Origin of the sequence: Streptomyces sp. LHD-70 (assembly GCF_031157275.1) — a bacterium.
Taxonomy (GTDB): Bacteria; Actinomycetota; Actinomycetes; order Streptomycetales; family Streptomycetaceae; genus Streptomyces.
The window spans coordinates 1-20186 of sequence record NZ_JAVIFW010000042.1 but is presented as its reverse complement, the minus strand read 5'-3'; the positions used below and the strand labels follow the sequence as shown (position 1 = coordinate 20186).

Annotated in this window: 16 protein-coding genes and 2 pseudogenes; 6 read left to right on the top strand and 12 right to left on the bottom strand. The window is 68.0% G+C overall.

Features of this window, described 5'->3' with window-relative positions; translation table 11 throughout:
• Nucleotides 1-121: 121 nt before the first annotated feature.
• On the top strand, nt 122-946 hold the full coding sequence (locus tag RCO28_RS38570) for a hypothetical protein (protein WP_308946074.1): 825 nt from the start codon (nt 122-124) through the stop codon (nt 944-946).
• A gap of 265 nt (nt 947-1211) precedes the next feature.
• Here RCO28_RS38570 and mycP read toward each other — a convergent pair whose 3' ends face one another.
• From mycP to RCO28_RS38550, 4 genes are all read right to left on the bottom strand, one after another.
• On the bottom strand, nt 1212-2528 hold the full coding sequence (gene mycP, locus RCO28_RS38565; protein WP_308946073.1) for a type VII secretion-associated serine protease mycosin: 1317 nt from the start codon (nt 2526-2528) through the stop codon (nt 1212-1214).
• A gap of 207 nt (nt 2529-2735) precedes the next feature.
• A complete protein-coding gene (locus RCO28_RS38560; protein ID WP_308946072.1) occupies nt 2736-3614 on the bottom strand; it encodes an IS3 family transposase in 879 nt (292 codons plus the stop codon).
• Entirely contained in the window at nt 3611-3910 is a 300-nt protein-coding gene (locus RCO28_RS38555; RefSeq protein ID WP_308946070.1) for a transposase, read from the bottom strand. Before RCO28_RS38555 ends, RCO28_RS38560 begins: the two co-directional genes overlap by 4 nt.
• Before the next feature lie 23 nt (nt 3911-3933).
• Nucleotides 3934-5022, bottom strand: coding sequence for a LacI family DNA-binding transcriptional regulator (locus RCO28_RS38550; protein ID WP_308946069.1), 1089 nt, complete (start codon nt 5020-5022; stop codon nt 3934-3936).
• Nucleotides 5023-5292: 270 nt separating this feature from the next.
• On the opposite strand from RCO28_RS38550, the gene RCO28_RS38545 reads away from it, so the two are divergent.
• Genes RCO28_RS38545 through RCO28_RS38530 form a run of 4 tightly spaced genes read left to right on the top strand, consistent with a single transcriptional unit; the run spans nt 5293 to nt 9472 of the window.
• Nucleotides 5293-6267, top strand: a complete 975-nt coding sequence (locus RCO28_RS38545) for a nucleoside hydrolase (RefSeq protein WP_308946068.1) — start codon at nt 5293-5295, stop codon at nt 6265-6267.
• A gap of 30 nt (nt 6268-6297) precedes the next feature.
• Nucleotides 6298-6960, top strand: coding sequence for an ECF transporter S component (locus RCO28_RS38540; protein WP_308946067.1), 663 nt, complete (start codon nt 6298-6300; stop codon nt 6958-6960).
• Between the two features lie 29 nt (nt 6961-6989).
• Nucleotides 6990-7748: an energy-coupling factor transporter transmembrane component T gene (locus RCO28_RS38535; RefSeq protein WP_308946066.1), complete on the top strand. Its 759-nt coding sequence runs from the start codon at nt 6990-6992 to the stop codon at nt 7746-7748.
• A gap of 5 nt (nt 7749-7753) precedes the next feature.
• The gene (locus RCO28_RS38530; protein ID WP_308946065.1) at nt 7754-9472 is read left to right on the top strand and encodes an ABC transporter ATP-binding protein; all 1719 of its coding nucleotides are present in this window, start codon (nt 7754-7756) and stop codon (nt 9470-9472) included.
• A gap of 100 nt (nt 9473-9572) precedes the next feature.
• Here RCO28_RS38530 and RCO28_RS38525 read toward each other — a convergent pair whose 3' ends face one another.
• The 4 genes from RCO28_RS38525 to RCO28_RS38510 all read right to left on the bottom strand — a co-directional run bounded on the left by RCO28_RS38525 (nt 9573) and on the right by RCO28_RS38510 (nt 15198).
• Entirely contained in the window at nt 9573-10046 is a 474-nt protein-coding gene (locus tag RCO28_RS38525) for a hypothetical protein (protein WP_308946064.1), read from the bottom strand.
• Between the two features lie 1138 nt (nt 10047-11184).
• Nucleotides 11185-12105, bottom strand: coding sequence for a GTP-binding protein (locus RCO28_RS38520; protein ID WP_308946063.1), 921 nt, complete (start codon nt 12103-12105; stop codon nt 11185-11187).
• Nucleotide 12106: 1 nt separating this feature from the next.
• The gene (locus tag RCO28_RS38515; RefSeq protein WP_308946062.1) at nt 12107-13774 is read right to left on the bottom strand and encodes an amidohydrolase; all 1668 of its coding nucleotides are present in this window, start codon (nt 13772-13774) and stop codon (nt 12107-12109) included.
• 50 nt (nt 13775-13824) lie between these two features.
• Entirely contained in the window at nt 13825-15198 is a 1374-nt protein-coding gene (locus RCO28_RS38510) for an MFS transporter (RefSeq protein WP_308946061.1), read from the bottom strand.
• A gap of 193 nt (nt 15199-15391) precedes the next feature.
• On the opposite strand from RCO28_RS38510, the pseudogene RCO28_RS39575 reads away from it, so the two are divergent.
• A pseudogene (locus RCO28_RS39575) lies at nt 15392-15481 on the top strand (NADPH-dependent FMN reductase); the annotation flags it as partial.
• A gap of 377 nt (nt 15482-15858) precedes the next feature.
• Here the strand turns inward: RCO28_RS39575 and RCO28_RS38505 are convergent.
• The 4 genes and pseudogenes from RCO28_RS38505 to RCO28_RS38490 all read right to left on the bottom strand — a co-directional run.
• Nucleotides 15859-16884 carry an L-idonate 5-dehydrogenase gene (locus RCO28_RS38505; RefSeq protein ID WP_308946060.1) on the bottom strand — a complete coding sequence of 342 codons (1026 nt, stop codon included), beginning with the start codon at nt 16882-16884 and terminating at the stop codon, nt 15859-15861.
• A 19-nt stretch (nt 16885-16903) separates the two neighbouring features.
• Nucleotides 16904-18298: an Nramp family divalent metal transporter gene (locus RCO28_RS38500; RefSeq protein ID WP_308946059.1), complete on the bottom strand. Its 1395-nt coding sequence runs from the start codon at nt 18296-18298 to the stop codon at nt 16904-16906.
• 281 nt (nt 18299-18579) lie between these two features.
• Entirely contained in the window at nt 18580-19290 is a 711-nt protein-coding gene (locus RCO28_RS38495) for an AEC family transporter (protein WP_308946058.1), read from the bottom strand.
• 801 nt (nt 19291-20091) lie between these two features.
• Nucleotides 20092-20186, bottom strand: a pseudogene (locus tag RCO28_RS38490) (IS982 family transposase); the annotation flags it as partial.

The window sequence follows — 20186 nt, the reverse complement described above, 5'->3', positions numbered from 1 at the left end:
AAGTTGGGCATGCGCTGGTGAGAGGTCGGGAAGCGAAGAGCGCGGTGAGCAGGCTGCATTCGTGGGAACGGCCACCATGGGCTTGCACGGGGCCAATGGTCGACGGGCCTAGAGTGACGAGATGCCCCTGCCCACAGACCGAACCGCCCTGGATCTGCTCGACGCGCACCTTGAGGCGCTACAAGATGCCCTTTGGGAAGGAATGGACCTCCCGTCCGCGCAGGAGCCGGACCGCATCGCGGCAGCGGGAGGGGGTGAGCTGGTCGGCTGGGCCCTTGAGCAACTCCGGCACATCCCCTCCGAGCCGCGGCATGCCTATGTCCGTCAAGTCAGCGACCTTCTGACCGAGTTCCGCTCCCGTCGCTGTCCCTGGAACGCGGCGGCGCTGCGGCTGCTCGACAACGCGTACCCCTTCGTGGCTACCGGCCCTCGACGGTGTGAGGCCTGGGCGCACGACGTCCGCGCTGTGCTGCACCGGTCGGTCCCCGACCCTCGGGGCTGGGTCCGGCTGGACGGAGACCGTCACAACGACGCCCGTGACATCGTTCCTGCATACCCGTTCGACCCTCCGGACGCGGCAGAGCTGCCCGGCCGCCTGTACCCCCTGGAAGCGGAGGCGGCAGTAGCCGCGCTCGCCATCATGACCGAGCAATGGCGCCTGGAACCCGCCCCTGTGCGCTCCCGCCCCGACCGGGACGCCGTGCTGGCGGATGCCCGAACCCTCCTCGACCGGTACGGGCCCACCGCGCGCTACTGGACCAACGCGACAGCCGCCGCCTCCGACCCGTCCCCGGACTTCATCGCAGCGGGCCTCCAGAGCACTGAATCCCAGTGCAGCTTCCTCACCAGCGAGTACCTCAACGGCCTGGACCTGTTTGGGGGCCTGGGGCTGATCGTGGTCAGTGACGAAGAAGTGGGCGTGTTCTGGTCGATCCTGGCCTACTGACAACGTCTGGGCGGATCATCACGGTCGTAGGGACGGAGTTGAATCGAGACTGTCGTCGGGTGCCGTTCGTGATCCGTCGCCTGCCGAACCGGCGGGTGTCGAGTGCCCGCCAGCCCAGGCCTGTTACGAAGCCGGGGCGTAATGGACGACGGTGGACTCACAGGCCTCGCGCCTCACCTCTATCAACCCATGAAGCACCCTGGGCAGACCACCCTCGTAGAAACGCTAGGGGCGCTCCAATCTCGGAGCACCCTATAGAAAGACTCTAGCGATTTTGCGGTGGGTGCTGCGAATACGGGCCAGGCTGATTCGGCATCGGACCGGGGTACTGCTGGAATCCCCCACCGGGCATTGGACTGCCGGCACCTGGACCACGACTCCGTGTGTTGCGAACACGGGCGATCAGGAAGATGACACCGACGGCTCCAAGAAGGAAGACGATCCCAGCGATCAGCAGAATCGTGGAAGGACTGAGCATGTCCCCGTCGTCGGCCTTGGGGGGCGAGGTGTCGTTAGTGCTCGGCTCGGAGGGCTCGTCCGAGGGGGCCTGAGGCAGGGGGCCTGCTTTCGGGCCAGCGGGGATGTCCATCCGCAGGGCCTTGTTGGGGCGGAGTATGCCGTAGCCGAAATGCTCGTCGGGCACCTTCTCGACGTTATGGTCGAGGAAGGTGGTCGACTTGATCATGCGGTTGATTACCTGGCCGGCGGTGAGGTCCGGGTACTTGGCGCGGATCAGGGCAGCCGTGGCCGACACAAAGGCAGTCGAGTCAGACGTGCCGTCGCCTTCCGAGTAGCCGCTCGGAATGGTGGGATCTGCTGCCACAATGTTTTCACCCGGGGCAAGTAGCGTCATCCCCTTACCATAGTTTGAGTTTTCCCAGAGGTTGCGTGACTCATCAACGGCGCCCACGGAGACGACACCAGGGGTTTTCGCGGGGAACTCCAGCATTCCGATGCCATCGTTTCCAGCAGATGCGACGACGACTACATCTTTCGACTGCGCGTAAGCAATCGCCTCAGCACCAGCGGTACCTTCGGTTCCGTGGGAATCACCGATAGAGAGGTTGATTACCTTCGCACCATTATCCACCGCATAGCGAACCCCTTTAGCCCATACCCCCTCTTCAAAACCTCCCTCCCCGCCGTCCGAGGCACGAATGGGCATGATTTTCGACTCGGGCGCTAGCCCCACGACCCCATCTGAATTTGCAGGTCCATGTCCGTGGCCCGCGATAAGGCTGGCCATCCGGGTCCCATGACCATTCGAGTCGATCTCAGGATTGGATCCACCTTCTCTGGCGTCCAAGCCCTTGACGACCTGGCCCTTCAAGTCCGGATGGTCAACTTGCACACCTGTATCAACCACGGCGACGGTCACGCCTCGACCTCGTGACTGTTCCCAGATCGCCTCGATATCAAAGGCATCCAAGGTCCACTGCTTGTCACGGATATAGTCGGCCGATGCCGATGGGGCTGAAGTGAGGAGCAAGGCGCCCGTCAGAGCCGCGACTCCCGTCGCGGACCAGAGTCTCGTGATCTTCAACTGTTGCCCCTCCATAACCCCGTGCAGCCCGACGGCCATTGCCAGCCTGGCTCTGGCCTCGAGGAGCGTACAAGGCGAACTGACGACGAGTTGATGGCGGGTGCAAGGTTCACAAGGCAGCCGCAGTACACATATCCCATGGCCGTGGGCACGTTGCCCTCCTCGAGGTACCTCAGCGCGCCGGTGAGGCGAGCGACGGTGTACTCGAGCTCGTGAAGCTTCCCCGTGATCTTGGACACTTGATCTCTATGCTGCGAGGTCGTGTTGGTGCCGTTGCCGGGTCTCGGCTGGGGTGAGGTAGCCGAAGATCTTGTGCTTGCGCAATCGGCGGCGGTTATAGAACGTGTCGAAGACGTCGGCGCGGGCGGTGGCCCGGTCGGGCCAGACTCTGGTGCCGATCTCTTCCTTGAGCAGGGCCCAGAAACTCTCCGCGGCGGCGTTATCGAAGCATGATCCGGTGCGTCCGCAGCTTTGCCGGAGGTTCAACTCACGTATTTCACGGCGGAATTGGCTGCTGGTGTATTCGCTGCCGCGGTCCGAATGCGCTATGCAGCCGGCTCGGAGCCGCCCACTGCCGACGGCCATCTTCAGGGCATCCACGACCAGGTCTGCGCGGTGATGATCGGCCATCGAGTAGCCGACGACCTCGCGGGTGGCCAGGTCCAGCCAGCAGGCGAGGTAGAGCCAGCCCTCGGCGGTCGGGAGGCAGGTGATGTCGCCGACCAGCTTCGTGCCGGGGATCTCGGCGTGGAAATCGCGGCCGATCAGGTCCGGCGCCGGCTTCGCCTTCCTGTCCGGCCGGGTCAGCGACCGCCTCTTGCGGCGATGGGCTCCCTGGATACCGTGCTCGCGCATCAGGCGGGCGACCCGCTTGCGGTTCACGCGTCGCCCCAGGCGCCGCAGTTCGGCATGGATGCGTGGGACTCCGTAGGTCTGGCGTGAGCCGACGTGGATAACCGTGATCTCGTGCACCAGGGCCTCGTCGGCGGCCTTGCGGACCGATCGGGTCCTGGCGGTGGCGAGCCAGGCGTAGAACGAGGAGCGGGCCACCTTCAGCAGCCTGCAGAGGAAAGCAATGCCGTGGGTGGTCTTCTCCGCCTCGATGAACGCGTACGTGTCGTTCACCGATCGCTCTCCTTCGCGAAGAAGACCGCGGCTTTTCGCAGCACCTCGATCGTCTGGGCCTGTTCGGCGTTCTGCCTGCGCAGCCGCTTGAGCTCCTCGCGCTCGGCCGTGGTGAGCTCGCCCGGAGAGCCCTCGCCCCGATCTGTCTTGGCGCGGCGATACCAGCCGCGCAGGGACTCGGAGCTGATGCCGAGTTCCCGGGCGACCGCCGTGACCGTCTTGCCCGAAGAGTCGACGAGCGCGATCGCGTCCCGCTTGAACTCCTCGGTGTACCGCTTCGTGTACTTGCTTCCCACCTGGTGCTACTTCCTCTGGAACCTCAGGTCCCAGTCTCCAGGTGTCCACGATCAAGGGGAAGGTTCAGGTGTGCCTCTGCAGTGCCGCTGGGACTGGTCCCGGGCGGGGTGGCACGGCGGATGCTGGAGGCGCGTACGACGAGTTCGGGTGCGAGCCGGACGAACTGGTGTGCCTCCGTGGTTCTGCCGGCGAGCCGCTGGTCGAGGAGCCGGAGTGCTTCGGCTGCCACTGCGGCGGCGGGCTGGCGGACCGTGGTCAGATTCGGTTCGGCCAGGCTCGCCATGGGGATGTCGTCGAAGCCGGTGACGGCGACATCGCCGGGCACGTCCGCGCCGAGTTGTCGAAGGCGTTGCACCGCTCCGACCGCGATGAGGTCGTTGCCGCAGATGACGGCGTCCGGGCGGGCGGGCCAGATCCGCTCCGCTGCGGCGCGCCCCCACTCCAAGGAGAAGTCGCCGAGTTCGGTGCGGCCGGGAGCCTGCGGGTCCAGGGCGGCGACTCCGGCCTCGTAGGCCATGCGCCGCTCAACGGCCGTGGAGGCGGTGCCGGCGGCGCCCAGGAAGCAGAAGCGGCGACGCCCTGTGCCGGCCAGGTGGTCCAGGACGAGGCCCACGCCGGCGGCATTGTCGACGGCCACCGCGTCTGCGATCCCGGGACCGCAGACGCGGTCCAGCATGACCAGCGGCACCCGGGACTCCGCGAGCGCGACGGCGTCGCGGCTGTGTGTTTCGTCGACGGGGATGACCAGCAGCGCGTCCACCTGCCGGTCCAGGAGGGCGGTGATCCGGTTCGCCTCGGTCGCCGGATCGTCGTCGCAGTCGGCGAGAAGCAGGGCGCGGCCCCCGGCGTGCAGGGCGTGCTCGACCTCTCGCACGAGGACGGGGAAGAACGGGTTCGTGATCTGCGGCAGCACCAGGCCGATGGTGCCGGTGGAGCGATTGCGCAGGGCGCGGGCGACCTGGTTGGGCCGATAACCGAGGCTCTCGGCCGCGGCCCGCACGCGGTGCGCCACCTCCGCGCCCACCGGACGGGTACCGGCCAGCACCCGGGACACGGTCGCCACGGAGCAGCCCGATACGCGGGCCACGTCTTTCAAAGTGACGTCGGCCACCGTCTTTTCCTCCGCTCGGTCCAAGGCCCGGAGTGGACAGCCCGAGCACCTCGCTGCACTACAGGATGGAAAACGTTATCAGCAGGTGTCTGTGTCGCCAAGGTCCTTGTGTGTTCTGGATTTTACGCAGCGCGCCCCTTGACCACGGCCGGGTATTTGGGCGAGCTTTCGGATATCGATTTCCCAACTCAAGTCCACCCCTTCATCGATGAAGCTCAGTCAGCCCATCCATGAGTGCGTCCGCCAACTCCACCCTCAGGGAGACACGCAGTGGCACTTGCCCCGATCGTCCTCGACAGTGACCCCGGCCTCGACGACGCCGTGGCGCTGCAGTACCTGCTCGGCACCGGACTGTGGGATCTGAAGGCCTACCTCGCCGTAGGCGGCAACGTCCCCGTGGAGCAGACGTTCCGTAACGCCCGCAGTCTGGCCCGAGCCTTCGGCATCGATGGTGAGGTCCCCGTCCACCGCGGCGCCGGCCGTCCCATCAGCCGGGTCGAGTTCTCCGCCGACTTCCACGGCCCGACCGGACTGGGCACCGAGGTGCTGCCCGACTCCACCGCACCCGAGCAGACCGAGTGCGCCGCCTCCGCGCTGGTGCGGCTGTCGAAGGAGTACGACGGCGAGTTGACCGTCGTCGCCATCGGCCCGCTGACCAATGTGGCCGCCGCGCTGCTCCTTGACCCCCGGTTCGCGCACCGGGTGCGCAAGCTGGTGTTCATGGGCGGCGCCGCCCGGGTGCCGGGCAACACGAACCCCGTCGCCGAGTTCAACATCTGGGCCGACCCGGACGCCGCCGACATCGTCGTCTCCAGCGGTATCCCCTACACCATGGTCGGCCTGGATGCCACGAACCGCTGGCGTTTCAACCGGGAGGACCTGCGCAGGCTTGAAGCCGCGGGCCCCGGTCAGGAACTGACGACCCGTCTGATGCGCGCGTATCTGAAGTCGTACGAGGACCACACCGGCGAGGACACCGCCGCGCTGCACGACCCACTCGCCGTCGGCGTCGCGGCCGACGAGTCCTTCATCACCGCGGAGACCGGCACCGTCATCGTGGAATGCGCAAGCCAACTGACCTGCGGTCAGACCGTGTTCATATCCGCGGAAGCGAACCGCAGCTACGACTACCCACCCGCCGTCGCGGCCCGCACGAAGCACACCGGCCGCGTCGCGCTGGGCACCGGCCCCCGCGACTTCAGCACTCACTTCACCGAGACCTTGCTGCTCCGCCCCAGCGTCTGACGTCTCCCGCCCACCTCGGAGGTACCAATCATGCTCACCGTGCGCCGACCGGCCCAGGACGGTGCGGAGTTCACGCCGCCACCCGGTTTCGGTCTGCAGGCCCACAGATTCCCGGGGCTGAAGTCCCAGTTGACCACTCGCGCGTGGGCGCTGATCCCGGTCGGAGTCGGCATCAACGTCGTCGGCGGCGTCCTGGTCACCACCCTGCGCCTGCCGCTCTACCTCGACTCGATCGGCACCGCTCTCACCGGCGTCATCGCGGGACCCTGGGTCGGCGCCGTGACCGGCGTGCTGACCAATCTGGTGCTCGGGGTGACCGCCAACCCGACACTCCTCCCGTACGCGATCACCAGCGCCTTCATCGGACTGGGGGCGGGCTGGCTGGCCCGCTGGGGCATGTTCAAGTCCGTGCCCCGCGTGATCGCGTCTGGCCTGGTGATCATGCTCATCGCCACCCTTGTCACGGCGCCGATCAGCATCTTCCTGTTCGGCGGGGTCGCCGGGAACGGAGTCGACGCGGTCCGCGGTGCCTTCGCCGCCTTCGGCTCCAGCCTGGTCGCCAGTGTCTTCCAGTCGAGTTTCCTGGTCGAACCGTTCGACAAGACCGCCTCCGCGCTGCTGGCCTTCTATGCCGCGAAGTCGATTCCGATGCGCTTCCGCCCGCCGTTCGGCCGCCTCTCCCTGCCGCGCTGAGCCCCGTTCTCTCCTGACAGGACATCTCCGTGATTGGCTACGTCCCCGGCGACGGCTTACTGCACCGTCGCAACGCGGTCACCAAACTCAGCTGGGCCGCCTCGCTCTCCGCGACCGTCTTCCTGATACCCGAGCTCTGGATGGTCTGGACCGTCGTCGCCCTCGTCGCGCTGACCGCCGCCGCCGCCGGTCTCGCCCGGCGACTGACCCGCCCCGCCCTGACGATCCTGCTGCCGTTCGGCATCAGCCTCGCCTTCCTCCAGGGCCTGTTCAACCCGGACAACACCACCACCCTGATCTCGATCGGACCGGTCGCCTTCGGCCTCGAGGGCGTCCTGTACGGCGCCCTGACCCTGGGCCGACTCGCGACCGTGCTGCTGACCTTCTTCCTCCTGCTGCTCACCACCACCCCAAAGCAGCTCACGGCCGGGCTCGCCGCGCGTCGCGTCTCGCCCCGGTTCGGCTACGCGATCCTCGCCGCGATCGAATTCGTGCCCGATATGCAGCGACGTTCGCAGGCCGTCCTCGCCTCCCAACAGGCACGAGGCCTGGACGTCAAGGGCGGCCTCGGGCAGCGGATCAAGGCGTTCTCCTCGCTGCTCGGCCCGCTGATCACCGGGGCGTTGATCGCCTCGGACACCCGCGCCATGGCACTGGAGGCCCGAGGGTTCTCCCGTACAGGCCGGCGCACCCACCTCGCGCTGGAACACTACGGCACCGTCGACCGGATGGCCGTGTGGAGTTCAGGACTGCTCTTCCTCACCGCACTCGCCCTGAAGGTGGTCTGACCGACATGACCGACAACCCCCTCGTCCGCATCGACAACGCCGTATTCGCCTACCCGTCCGAGCCGGACGAGATCGTGCTGCGCGATGTCTCACTCACCCTCGAACAGGGCAGCTTCACCGGTCTGATCGGGCCGAGCGGGGCCGGAAAGACGACCCTGTGCCGCCTTCTCGCGGGCTTCGTCCCGCACCATTTCGACGGCCCGTTCGCCGGCACCGCAACCATCGACGGCCATGACCTGCCCACTACCACCATCGGGGACCTCGCCGCCTCGGTCGGCTACGTCTTCGAATCCCCGCACGACCAGCTGACCGGCGCCAACACCACCGTCTTCGACGAAGCCGCGTACGCACTGGAGAACCTGGGCATCCCCGCCGACGAGATCCGCAGCCGCGTCCGCGAGTGCCTGGACACCGTCGGCATCGGGCACCTCGCCGACCGGCATCCGCAGGCCCTGTCCGGCGGGCAGTGCCAGCGTCTCGCGCTCGCCTCCGTGCTCGCCTCGCGCCCGAAACTCCTGGTCCTGGATGAACCGACGTCGCAGCTCGACCCGCTCGGCTCCGAAGAGGTGGTCCAGGTGATCGCCCGTATGCACGACCGCGGCATCACCGTCGTGCTCTGCTCACAGGACGTCGCCTCCTACGCACCGCACGCGGACCGGCTGATCCTCATGGAAGAAGGCCGGATCACCGCCGACGGCGACCCGCGGTCTGTCCTGCGCCACGCCGCCGAACGCGAGGCCCCGGTCACCATCCCTGAGCCGGTCCGCATCGGCCTGGAGCTGCGCCGCCGCGGCGCGATCACGGACACCGTCCCCGTACCGCTGAGCGTGGACGAGGCCGCAGCCGAACTGGCGCCCCTGATCGGCGAGCTTGACCCTGTCTCACCCGAACCGTATGAAGCAGCCGAAAGCTCCGCTGCGGACACGACACCCGTCCGAGCCGAGCACATCGCCCATGTGTACGCGGGCGGGGTGCGGGCCCTGGACGGTCTTGAGGTCACGCTGGACAGCGGCTGCATCTGTCTGCTCGGCCAGAACGGCGCCGGCAAGTCCACACTGGCCAAGCATCTCAACGGCCTGCTGAAGCCGACCGAGGGCCGGGTGCTGATCGGTGATCTGGACACCCGCGAACATCGGATCGCTCAGCTCGCCCACCAGGTTGGCCTGGCCTTCCAGAACCCTGACGACCAGCTGTTCAAGCGCACCGTCGAGGAGGAAGTCGCCTTCGGCGCGAAGAACGTGGGCCACTCGGCAGACCGGGTCCGGCAGTTGGTGGACGATGCGCTGGCCCGCCTGGACTTGCAGGAGTTGCGCCACCGCAACCCTTCCGAGCTGAGCCTCGCCGCCCGTAAGCGGGTCGCGGTCGCCTCGGTCGTCGCCATGGACACCCCGGTGCTCGTGCTCGACGAACCGACCGGCGCTCAGGACGCACCCGGCAACGCACTGCTCGGCCGGCTCGTCGACGATCTCACAGCCGACGGCAAGCTGGTGATCGCCATCACCCACGATGTGGAGTTCGCCCGCCGTCACGCCACCCGCATCGTCGTACTCGCCCAGGGCGCCGTCCTCCTCGACGGCACGCCCGCCGAGGTCTTCGCCCAGCCCGACGTGCTCGCCACCACCTTCGTCCTGCCCCCGGCCGGCGTTCGGGTCGGCGCCGCCGCCGGGATCCCCCAACCACCGCTGACCACCGGAAAGTTGCTGGACTTGCTGCCCACATCCTGATTGCTCCGGACTCGCAAAGGGCGGGGTGACCCAAGAATCGCCGCCGCCCTCCGTGCCGCGTCGGTCCCGATCGTCTGTTCAGGACACCGGCACATACAACTCACGGTCGCTCAGGGCGGCTCGCGCCGCGCATGGCACCGACCGTGGCGACGCCCCAGGCGCCCACCCATACGGCCCCCACCAGCAGGGCCGCGACGGCCGGCACAAGGTGCGAAGGCGGCGCCCCTAGGGCGGGAGCCATGCCCACCGCCCGCGCGCCGAACCCCACAACTCCCGCTCCCACCGCGGCAATGCCGAGCCACGAGACGCCGATTGCTCCCCACCGGAGCACCGGGTTCGCGACAGGCCGCAACAGAGCCACCGCCACCACCGCCATGCCGAACCCGAGCCCGGCATTCCCCAACTGCGCCGCGGCAACGTCCCCGACACGGTCGGCGGCACCGAGCGGCGCGGGGAAACCGGGCATGCCGACCTCCCCTCGACGGGCTAGATCCACCTTCGCCACGGTGTACGCAAGCGCCCCCAGGCAAGCGGCAATCGCACTGATCTGGTGTTTCCTCACTGACCGGCTCATGACCCCAGCCTGCCGCGCCCAGCCCTGAGTCGGCTCCTCCTGAAGTGCGAAGCACCTCCGCCCTCCGGCGGAGACTGAGACGGAGCCGGACCAGCCCAACGCCTCGCCGTGGAACGGCCTCCTACCCGCACAGCAACGATCCCTCACCAACGTCCTCAACCTCGAACCCGCTGGCGAGGACGAACGGCCTATGTTGGAACGGCATGAGGAACTCGTCGTTGAGGTTCGCGTTGTCAGTCGCGTCGGCTGCATCGTGCGCAGCGCAGGAACTGGCGTTGAAGGGTCATCGATCAGCCGCAGCACCCTTCGTGGCGTGGTGGTGCCGAGCCCCACGAGCCGGTGACGAACTGCACGTAGTCGTGATCTACCCACATCAGAACCACTAGGCTTGAGCGCCTTGGACCGCGACAGCACGATCGCCGGCAACCTTCGCCAAGTCGGCCTACTCGCCGACCAACGACGAGGCGACACCGACGCGTTGGACATGCGCCGGTGAAGAGCCGGGAGGCGACGGCGCAGTGAACGCGGCGAGCACAGGCGCCAGCGCCCCGCCACTGAGGGGCTTCCGTGTGGTGCCGTTGTCGACAGGCATGGCCACTGGGAGCGCAGTGCGTTCTCCTCCAGCGCGTACCTTCCGTGAGGCGAGAGAGCAGAGAGAACGTCGTCCCACCGCAGCCCTTCGCGCCAAGCTCCCGCCCCAGGGCGCAGTGTGACCGATTGTCAGTAGTGCGCGGGCCCGCACCAGAGGGTCGGCAGACGATCTGGCCGCGTCGGCAACGTGAGCCTCGAAGGGCTCCGCGACCACATTCGGGTGACCTGCCAGAACAGCATCTTCCGCGACTATCGGGAAGCAACCCGACCACCAACGGGCAAGTCTCAAGGCCTCGTCCGACGAGGCGAAGGTCGGGCGGAAGGGTGGACGACCTGGTCCACGACCTGAAGAGGTCGAGACCGACGAGTGGTGTGTGGTGGGCAGACCACCCTGTCGAGGAGAGGATGGGCAGGCGCTCCAGACGACGACGGCCAGTTGGGCTCCATCCCTGATCCTGCGTGGGTATCGCCGGCTTCAGTCGGGTAGGGGTCAGCACTCGTGCGGCGACCGCGGGCAAGTCGAGGCTCCGCACGTCCCCTTACCCGGTCAGCGATTCAGGATCTCGGTGAGGCGGGCGGTCAGCGTGCGCAGGACGGTGTCGGCTGCTTCGTCGCCGGCGGTGATGATCACCAACGTGGTCGCGTCCGCGTCCCGCCAGGCGCCGTCGGTGGTGACCGACAGTCTCCCGCCGGCGACCTGGACCACCGTGCGTGCCTGTGGGCTGTCGGCGCAGCGGACGAGGCCCTTGAGGCGGACTACAGAGTCCGGCAGGTCTCGCAGTGCCTTCAGGAGTGCGGGCCGGTCCGCCAGGCCAGTGCCGGTGACCGAGGCGGTGCGATGCACCGAGCGGTGTGCGTCCCGTACGTCTGCAGACCGGCTGCGTGGCGCAGCAGGTGGCAGCAGGTCCTTGAGGTGTACGTCGCCGCCGGTGGACTGCAGCATGCAGGCGTCCTTCGCGTGTGTACGGCAGTGCCGCCGCGCGTCGGCAAGCTGGCCTGGTGAGGCCAGGTCCGCCTTGGTCAGCACCACAGTGTCCGCGCGGGTCAGCTGCCGGGCCACCGTGTCACCGACGAACTCGTCGCAGAGCAGGCGCGTGGCGGCGGTGCTGTCCACACACACCACGGTGGGGCCGGGGGTGAAGCCCGGGTAGGTGCCCCAGGTCCGCAAGGACGCCGGGTCGCCGACGCCGCTGGTCTCCACCACCACGTGGTCCAGGTCGCCGCGCTCGGCCAGGCGGGTCATCACCGCCGAGGTGTCGTCCTGCAGGCTGCAGCAGATACAGCCGTTGGCCAGTTCCACGGTGTCGCTCGTGGCCGAGGTGATCAACCGCCGGTCGATGTTGACCGCCCCGAAGTCGTTGACCACGACGGCAATCCGTGCCTCGCCCGCGGCGGCAAGCAGACCATTGAGCAGGGTCGTCTTGCCTGCTCCGAGGTAGCCGCCGAGGACGGTCAGCCGCGCGGCCACTTCAGGCGCTCCCGTGGACGGTCGGCGTGTGGTGCGTACCGCCGACGACCGTGCCCCGCACGGGGATCTCGCCGATCTCCTCGGCCGGGACCGCCAGCGGGTCGGCCCCCAACACCGCCAGGTCGGCGAACTTGCCCGGCTCCAGCGAGCCGACCTGGTGGTCCATCTTCAGCAGGTACGCCCCGCCGAGCGTCACGGCTTCGAGGGCCTGTTCGGCGGTGATGCGCTCGTGCTCGCCCATGACGCGGCCCGACACGGTACGCCGGGTGACCGCGTGCTTCACCGTCTTCAGCGGCGACAGCGGTGTGACCGGTGTGTCGCAGTGCAGCGAGAACGGCACGCCGCAGCGCAGCGCGGTTGCCGCGGCGTTCATCCGGGCAGCGCGGTCCGGACCCACGGTGATGTCGATGTGCTGGTCCCCCCATGCCCAGATGTGGTTGGCGAAGATGTTGGCGCACACGCCGAGCGCAGCCATCCGCTTGTACTGCGCGGGGGTGGTCATCTGCGAGTGGGTGACGGTGTGGCGGTGGTCCGGACGCGGGTGTGCGACGAGGACCTTCTCCATGGTGTTCAGGAAGAGTTCGGTGGCCTGGTCGCCGTTGCAGTGGACGTGGACCAGCAGACCGGCCTGGTGGTAGGCGCCCAGGGCGATCTCGAACTCTGCAGGCGAGACGGTCCAGATCCCGTTGGGCCGGCTGTCGAGATAGCCGGGCTCCTGCAGCCGCGCGGTGAAACCCTGGATGGAACCGTCGAGCATGAGCTTGACATGCCCCATCCGCAGCTTGCCGGTACTGCGTTCGCGCAGCTCGACCAGCCGGGCGGCGGCTTCGGCCGGTACCACTGTGCCCTTGCCCGCGCCGAAGTGGAAGACGGACAGCCTGGCCGGGAAGTCCTCGGTCACCGCCTCCAGGTACGGCGTCATCGACTCGTCCGAGGTCAGCAGCAGTGTGCCGAGGTCGGTCACCGTGGTGGTGCCTGTGTTGACCGCGTCCTGGCCGAAGGCGCGGATGGCCTCTGCGGTGATGCCGCCGGTAATCCCGCCGCCGGTGATGCGCTGCACCAGCGACATCGCGGCCCACTCTCGGAGTTCCCCGCTGGGTGTGCCGTCGGTGTGCTTGACCACGCCTTCCACCTGGGTGTCGCGGTCGACGCCGGCGACCTTCAGCGCGGCCGAGTTGACTGCGGCCAAGTGCCCGTTGGCGTGCAGGACATGGACCGGCCGGGCGGTGGAGACCGTGTCCAGCTCGCGCGCGAGCACCGCCTCGCCGGGGTAGTAGATCGGGTCGAGACCCCACGCGAGGAGCGGCACTCCGGGATCGACGGGCAGCTGCTGCTCGGCTGTGCGCAGCCGTTCCAGGATGTCGGCGACCGTGGCGCAGCCGGGCCACAGCCGGCCGTCCGGGTCTGTCCGCTCGAACCGGCCGACGTAGACGTGCTCCCACATGGCGCCGGAGCCCGCGTGGCTGTGGGCCTCGACGAAGCCGGGCAGAAGGACGTCGTCGGCGTAGCGGTCGTCCACCACGGTGTCGGGGTAGGCGCGCAGTTCGGCGAGGGAGCCGATCGCGCGGATGCGGTCGCCGCGCACCGCTACGGCTTCGGCCTCCGGCACCGCCGGGTCCATGGTGCGCACGATCTTGGCCGGGTAGATGAAGGTCCGCTGCTCGTCCACCACTGTGCTTCCTCTCGTTTTGGCTGTCGGCAGGTTCGGGCGGGCACTCGTCAGGGTGCGACCGTGTCCTTCGCGATGGTCTCGGTGGGCTGTGCGGACGGTACGGGGCGGCTCTCCTTGACGAGCAGCGTGCATACGGTGGAGACCAGCCCGATGAAGATCAGGTAGACGGCCACGGGCCAGGAGTTGCCCTCCCCGAACCCGATCAGCCAGGTCGCGATGATGGGTGCGGTGCCACCACCGATCACGGTGGCGACCTGGACACCGAGCGCCGCGCCGGTGCAGCGCACTTCGGGATCGAAGATCTCGGTGAAGAACGCGCCCTGGGTCTGGTACATCAGCACGTTCGCCAGACCGAGCAGCAGGATCGCCAGCAGTGCCAGCGGAAAGCTGCCGGTGTCGAACAGCCAGAACGCCGGAAACGCCGTGACGATCAGTCCGATCGTGCCGGCCAGGTACACCGGCCGGCGTCCGATGCGGTCCCCCAGAGCGGCCGCCGGCATCGAGACCAGGATCATCAGCAGCAGCCCGGAGGTGAACTTCGCCAACAGGACGGTGCTCGACTCCATCCCGATCTGCGTGGTGCCGTACGCCAGCAGGAACACACCGGTCAGGTAAGCGATCGTGGTGTTGGCAAGGTGCATGCCGATCACGAGCAGCACAGTCCTCCACTGCCGTTGCAGCACCGCCGCCAGCGGGACCCGTCGCTTGTTGCGGCCTTCGCGCTGCATCTGCTGGAAGACCGGTGTCTCCTCCACCTTCAAGCGGATGAACATGCCGACGACGACCAGGACGGCGCTGAACAGGAAGGGCAACCGCCAGCCCCACGCGAGGAAGGACTCCTGGTCGAGGACGGTGGTGAGGAGCAGAACGGTCGCCGTGGCCAGGACGCTGCCCGCGGACGACCCGATCTGTACCCAGCCACCGTAGAAGCCGCGTCTGCGGTCGTCGGCGTGCTCGGTTGCGAGGGCGGCGGCGCCCGCCCACTCGCCGCCGAGCGCGAAGCCCTGCAGCAGGCGCAGCACCGACAGCAGCACCGGGGCCAGGACGCCGATGGACGTGTAGGTGGGCATGATCCCGATCAGGAACGTCGAGACGCCCATAAGGGTCAGCGACGCGATCAGCGACGCCTTCCGCCCCACCCGGTCCCCGAAGTAGCCGAACGCGATGCCGCCTATCGGGCGGGCCAGGAACCCGGCGGCGAAGGTGGCCAAGGACGCGATGGTCCCGGTGGCCGAGTCGAGCTTGGTGAAGAACAGCTGGCTGAAGACGAGGGCGGCCATCGTGCCGTAGAGGAAGAAGTCGTACCACTCGATGGTCGTCCCGACTGAACTCGCTATCGCCACGCGCGACATCCGCTTGCGGCGTGCGGCGTCTTCGGTACTTCGGTGTGCGGCGTCGTCCGTGGTGCTGTTGCTCCCCATGCTCGGCACTCCTTACGAGAGTTGAGTGGTACGGGTAGCTAGCAGCGGTAGTTTTTCGTTCGGGTTGCCCGTCTGACTAGATCCAGGCCGACGGCGTTCGATGGGACCAGGCACCGGTCAGCCGCGTGCCTCTTGGGGCACGCGCTAGCTGGCGAACATGGCCGACTTCTGGAAGTTGCCGGTGCCACACCCCCAGGGACCCGAGGGCGTGCACAAGGCGGACCTCGCCACCGCGGAGCACCTGGGCCGCCGCGTCGCGCGACAGCGCGCTCTTGTCGGCCGTCCGGGCCGACGAAGTGTCGGGCTCACTCGTTGCAGCCGTCGTCATCGTCCTCGGGCTGCGCGGCACCTCGATCACATCTGTCGGTCAACTGCGTCGGGAACGACAACAGACCCGCCTGCTCCTCATCCACGACATCAACCGCGCCCCTCGGGCAACTCGCAGGCGCACTCCCCTTTTTCGACCACCTGCGCACCAGCTCCGCAGCACCCTCATCGCGTTGGCGTACGCCTGCCGCTCAGTAGCCGTCCAGTCCTTGGCTCCCCGGTCCCCGGCCTCGTCGTCCGTCATCGTCTCGCCAGGGAATTACCGGCCCCGCGCCAGGAGAACGGCGCAAGTGTCGCTCACAGTCCCGACTCCCGCCCCGGGACGACCACTCGTCAGGTCAGCCGGAGCATGACCTTGCTGGAGCCGGAGTTGGGGTTCGCTGCCACGGCGAAGGCCTCCTGCGCGTCGTCGAGCGCGAAGCTGTGGGTCATCAGCGGCGAGACGTCCACTCCGGAGTCCATGAGCGTGATCGCGTCAGTGATCTCGTCGACGAACCGGTAGGAGCCGCGGTAGTCGATCTCCCGCGTCACGATGTTGCCCAGCTCGGCGGCGACTTCACCGGCAGGGAGGTTGCCGACCTGCACGAGCACGCCACCGCGTCGCACCGCGGAGGTCACACCGCCGAGCGCTCGCGCCGCGCCGGAGGCCTCGATCGCCACCTCGACGTCGACCGGCAGCGACTCTCCGGCGGCCAGGGGGATCAGGCTGTCCGCGCCCATGGCACGGGCGACCTGCAGCGCGTTCTCGGACAGGTCCGCCGCGTAGATCCGGGCCGCACCCTCCGCCTTGGCAGCCGCGACGGCGAGTGCCCCGATGGGACCGCAGCCGTTGACGAGGACCGTGCGCCCGGAGACGTCACCGGCGCGCCGCACCGCGTGGATCGCCACCCCGAACGGCTCGGCGAGGGCGCCGTCCTTGGTGCTCACCCCATCGGGCAGAGGCCGCAGCTGCTCGGGACCTACGGCCCGCAACGAGCTGAATCCGCCCGGCTCATGGGGCTGGAAAGCGGCGGACCCGAAGTAGCGCACCTCGGGCCACAGGTTGGTCCGGCCGGCGGTCTCGTCCGGCACGGTGTGGTTGCCGACCAGGGTCGCGGGGTGCACCGTCACCCGCTGTCCCGTCTCCACCCCACTGACCCGCGATCCCACCTCGACGACGTGCCCGGCCACCTCGTGCCCGAGGATCAGCGGGTCCTTCAGCACGGCGGTGCCGGAGATACCGCTCTTCCAATAGGCCGTGTCGGAACCGCAGATGCCGCCCCATTCCATGGCGACGAGGACCTGGTCAGGTCGGCACTCGGGATCAGGTACTTCCTCGACCCGCAGGTCGTTCGCAGCGTGAACAACGACAGCGCGCATGTGGGTGTTCTCCTCGTGCTCAGATGTCCGTCAGGCCGATGAAGCCGACGGCGAAGATCGCGAAGGCCGATATCACCAGCAGAACCATGAACGGCTTCCCGTCCTTGACCCGTGGGTCCGTCTCGGTGCGCGACAGGTAGAGGGTCGCGATGGCCACGCCCATGAGGAAAAGGGAGTTCAGGATCCCGGCGATGACGACGAGGGTCAACGGCGCCTGAACGGCGACGGCGAGCAGGCCCCAGGTGATGGGCAGCACGACCATGATCACCCGCATCCACCGGTCCCGCTGGCGCATGTCGGTCCAGTCGAAGGCGCCGAACACCGACAGGGTGTTGCCCACCTGGCGACCAAGGCTGGGCACGTTGGCGATGATCGTCTTGAACAGCGCCACCCCGGCCCCGACGAGAAACACCGTGCCGCCCCACTGGCCGACCGTCGAGGTGAAGATGTTGGAGATGACTCCCATCACCTCGGGCCCCTCGGGTCGCAGTTCGGGCTGCGGGTGCAGTACCGCCGCACCGAGCATGTAAAGCGCCGCGGTGGAGATGGTGTAGACGACCCAGGCGACCCAGGCGTCCAGCTTCATCACCCGGATCCACCCACGCGCACGCCGCACCCACGCCTCGGACCCGTCGTTCGGGCCCGTCCACGCGGCATACCCCTTTTCCACGCACCAGTAGGTGTAGGCGGTGATCTCCCCGGCGCCGACACCGGTCATCCCGAACATCGACAGCGCCACGCCCATGGAGCCGGCGGAAACCTGGAACCGTAGCCCGTCACTGACGTCGGCCACGCTCCACTGGAACTCGGTGAACTGGACGAGGAACACCATGACGACCGCGAACGCGGTGACGAGGACGACCAGCACCGTGGAGATCGACTCCACAAGCTTGTAGCGGTTCGCCACATGGATGGCGATCGCGATCACCACGAGAATGAGGACCCAGACACCGATCGAGGTCGTGGAGAACGGATCGCCACCGATCGGCAGCAGCGTGGAGAACGCCAGCGCGCCGGCACCGATCACGCCGGCCTGCCCGATGAGGAACTGCAGGAACATCAGCAGCACCAGCCAGGCCATCCAGCCGCGACCGGCGATCTTCGGTGGGACGTCGTTGTACCCGGTGATCGCGACCTTGCCGGTCGAGATGGACCAGCGAGCCAGCTCCACCTGCACCCACACCTTGACGAAGGTGGAGACGAAGACCAGCCAGAACAGCATGAAGCCGACCTCGGCTCCCAGCGTGGTGGCGGTGAGCAACTCGCCGGACCCGACGACCGCCGCGCTGGTGATCATGCCGGGCCCGAGGAAGCGCAGCCCGCCTCGCCAACTCTTCGGAGGCTCCTTGACCATGGCGGGGTCGAGGAGGTACGGGTCCTTCTTCTGGTCGACCGTCATCGTCCCGTCGGCCATCTCTGCTCCCTTGCTGCCACAGCGCGCCCGGTCCCCGTGTTGTCACAGCGCGGCGCATGCTGTCCTCGGATGGCGTCAACTTGCCTCAAAACACTGCTGACTCCTCAGCGGTGCGGCCGCGCCCGGAGGATTACCGCACTTCCCGATTAGTTCCGGCAACTGGTTGCCATAAGTTGTCCTCGCGCAAAAATCGCACTCGACGGCGGCAGCGGACGCACCACTTCGCCCTCGCCTCCGGATATCGAGCAGGCTCCCTGCGTACGCGCCCCGCTCCGCGCCCCTCACGCCAGGAGTGCCGCGACGGCGAAGAGTGCGGGCACGGAGAGGACCGTGGAGAGGAAGACGCAGTCGCGCGCCAACACGACGTCCACGCCGTACCGGCCGGCGTGCACGAACACGTTCTGCGCGGTGGGCAGTGCAGCGATCACCGTCACCGCGAGGACACCTGCCTCGTCCAGGCCGAGCGCGTAGTGGGCCAGCAGGAACGTGGTGAGAGGCTGCACGACGAGCTTCAGGAACACGGTGAGTCCCGTCTGCGCCCGGCGACCGCCCTTCCCCGGCAGCGGACCGAAGCGGAGCGAGAGTCCATAGGCGAGGAGCATCGCCGGGATCGACATCCCACCGACGAGATCCAGGGGGTCCCGTACCGGCGCGGGCAGCCGCACGTCCGCGAGGGCCAACAGGACGCCCACGAGCGAGCCGATCAGCAGCGGGTTCGTGAAGGGGGTCGTCACGACTCTGCGCCATGTCCGGGTGCGGTCACCGGTGCTGAGGTCCAGCGCCGTGAGCCCGGCGGGCTGAAGCACCAGGAGTTGGGTGAGCAGCATCGGCGCCACGAGTGAGGCATCGCCGAGTACGTAACCGGCAATGGGCAGGCCGAGGTTGCCCACGTTGGCATAGGCGGCGCAGAAGGCGCCTATCGTCGTTTCCGGCGCCGAGCGCTTCCACACGTACCGGGACGCCGCGATCTGCAGGCCGGCCGTAATGGCCACGCCGCCCAGGGATGCGGGAAGCCCTGCCGAGAGGATGGTGGAGATGTCCGCCCAGCACGGTGACCATGAGCGCCGGGTTCGCCACGTAGAACGCGAGCCGCGAGAGCAGGCGTTGGGCCTGCGCGTCGAGGACGCCGAGGTGCCCCAGTGCCACGCCCAGGATGATGATGGCCCCGATCGTGCTGAAGCCGGTCAGTATTCCGCTCATCCCTTCCCCCTCGACAGTCGGCCGGCGAGCTGTCGACCCTCGTGATCATCTCAGCATCCCTACTGCTGCCTCACGAGGCGGTCTTCTCGGTTGCCTGGGCGATGGCGAGAGCGTCAAGAAGTGAACGCCGGTGCGCCCACCCTCGGGTGGGCGCACCCGCAGCGTCGTCAGCCAAGCCTCACTTCTTCGCGGGCGGCTGCACGTCCGATCAGTGATCGGAGGTGGCGGCGACGCATTCATCTGGGAAGGCGCCGGGTCCAGCGGGCTGCTTCTGTCTGTCAGCTCGCGCCGCACCACACCGACAACGTCAGCAGCCGGGGCCTGTCCGCGAGCATTCATTGCCCCAGCTCCCACAAGGCCGACCCTGTGGCGTCGAGTGCAGCTGTCCCCCGCCAGGCACCCGCATGCGCCAACAGCACGGCTGCGACAGCGACGCCGACCTCGTCGGCCTGTGAGCCATCGCGTGAGGTCGAGGGGGGCCAGAGCTCTTCGCCCGGGCAGAATCGCGTTTCCTTCGGCTTGGATGGCCTGGGAATCGAGGCCGACGGCAACCTCAAGCCACACCGTCCGCTAGATGATTGAGTCCGATGTTCTCAGTGGTCGTAGGCGATCAGGGATCGTTTGATTGCGGCTCCGGTGGTCCAGTTGTGCCAGATGGCGGTGGCGAGGGCGAGGAGTCGTTGGCCGG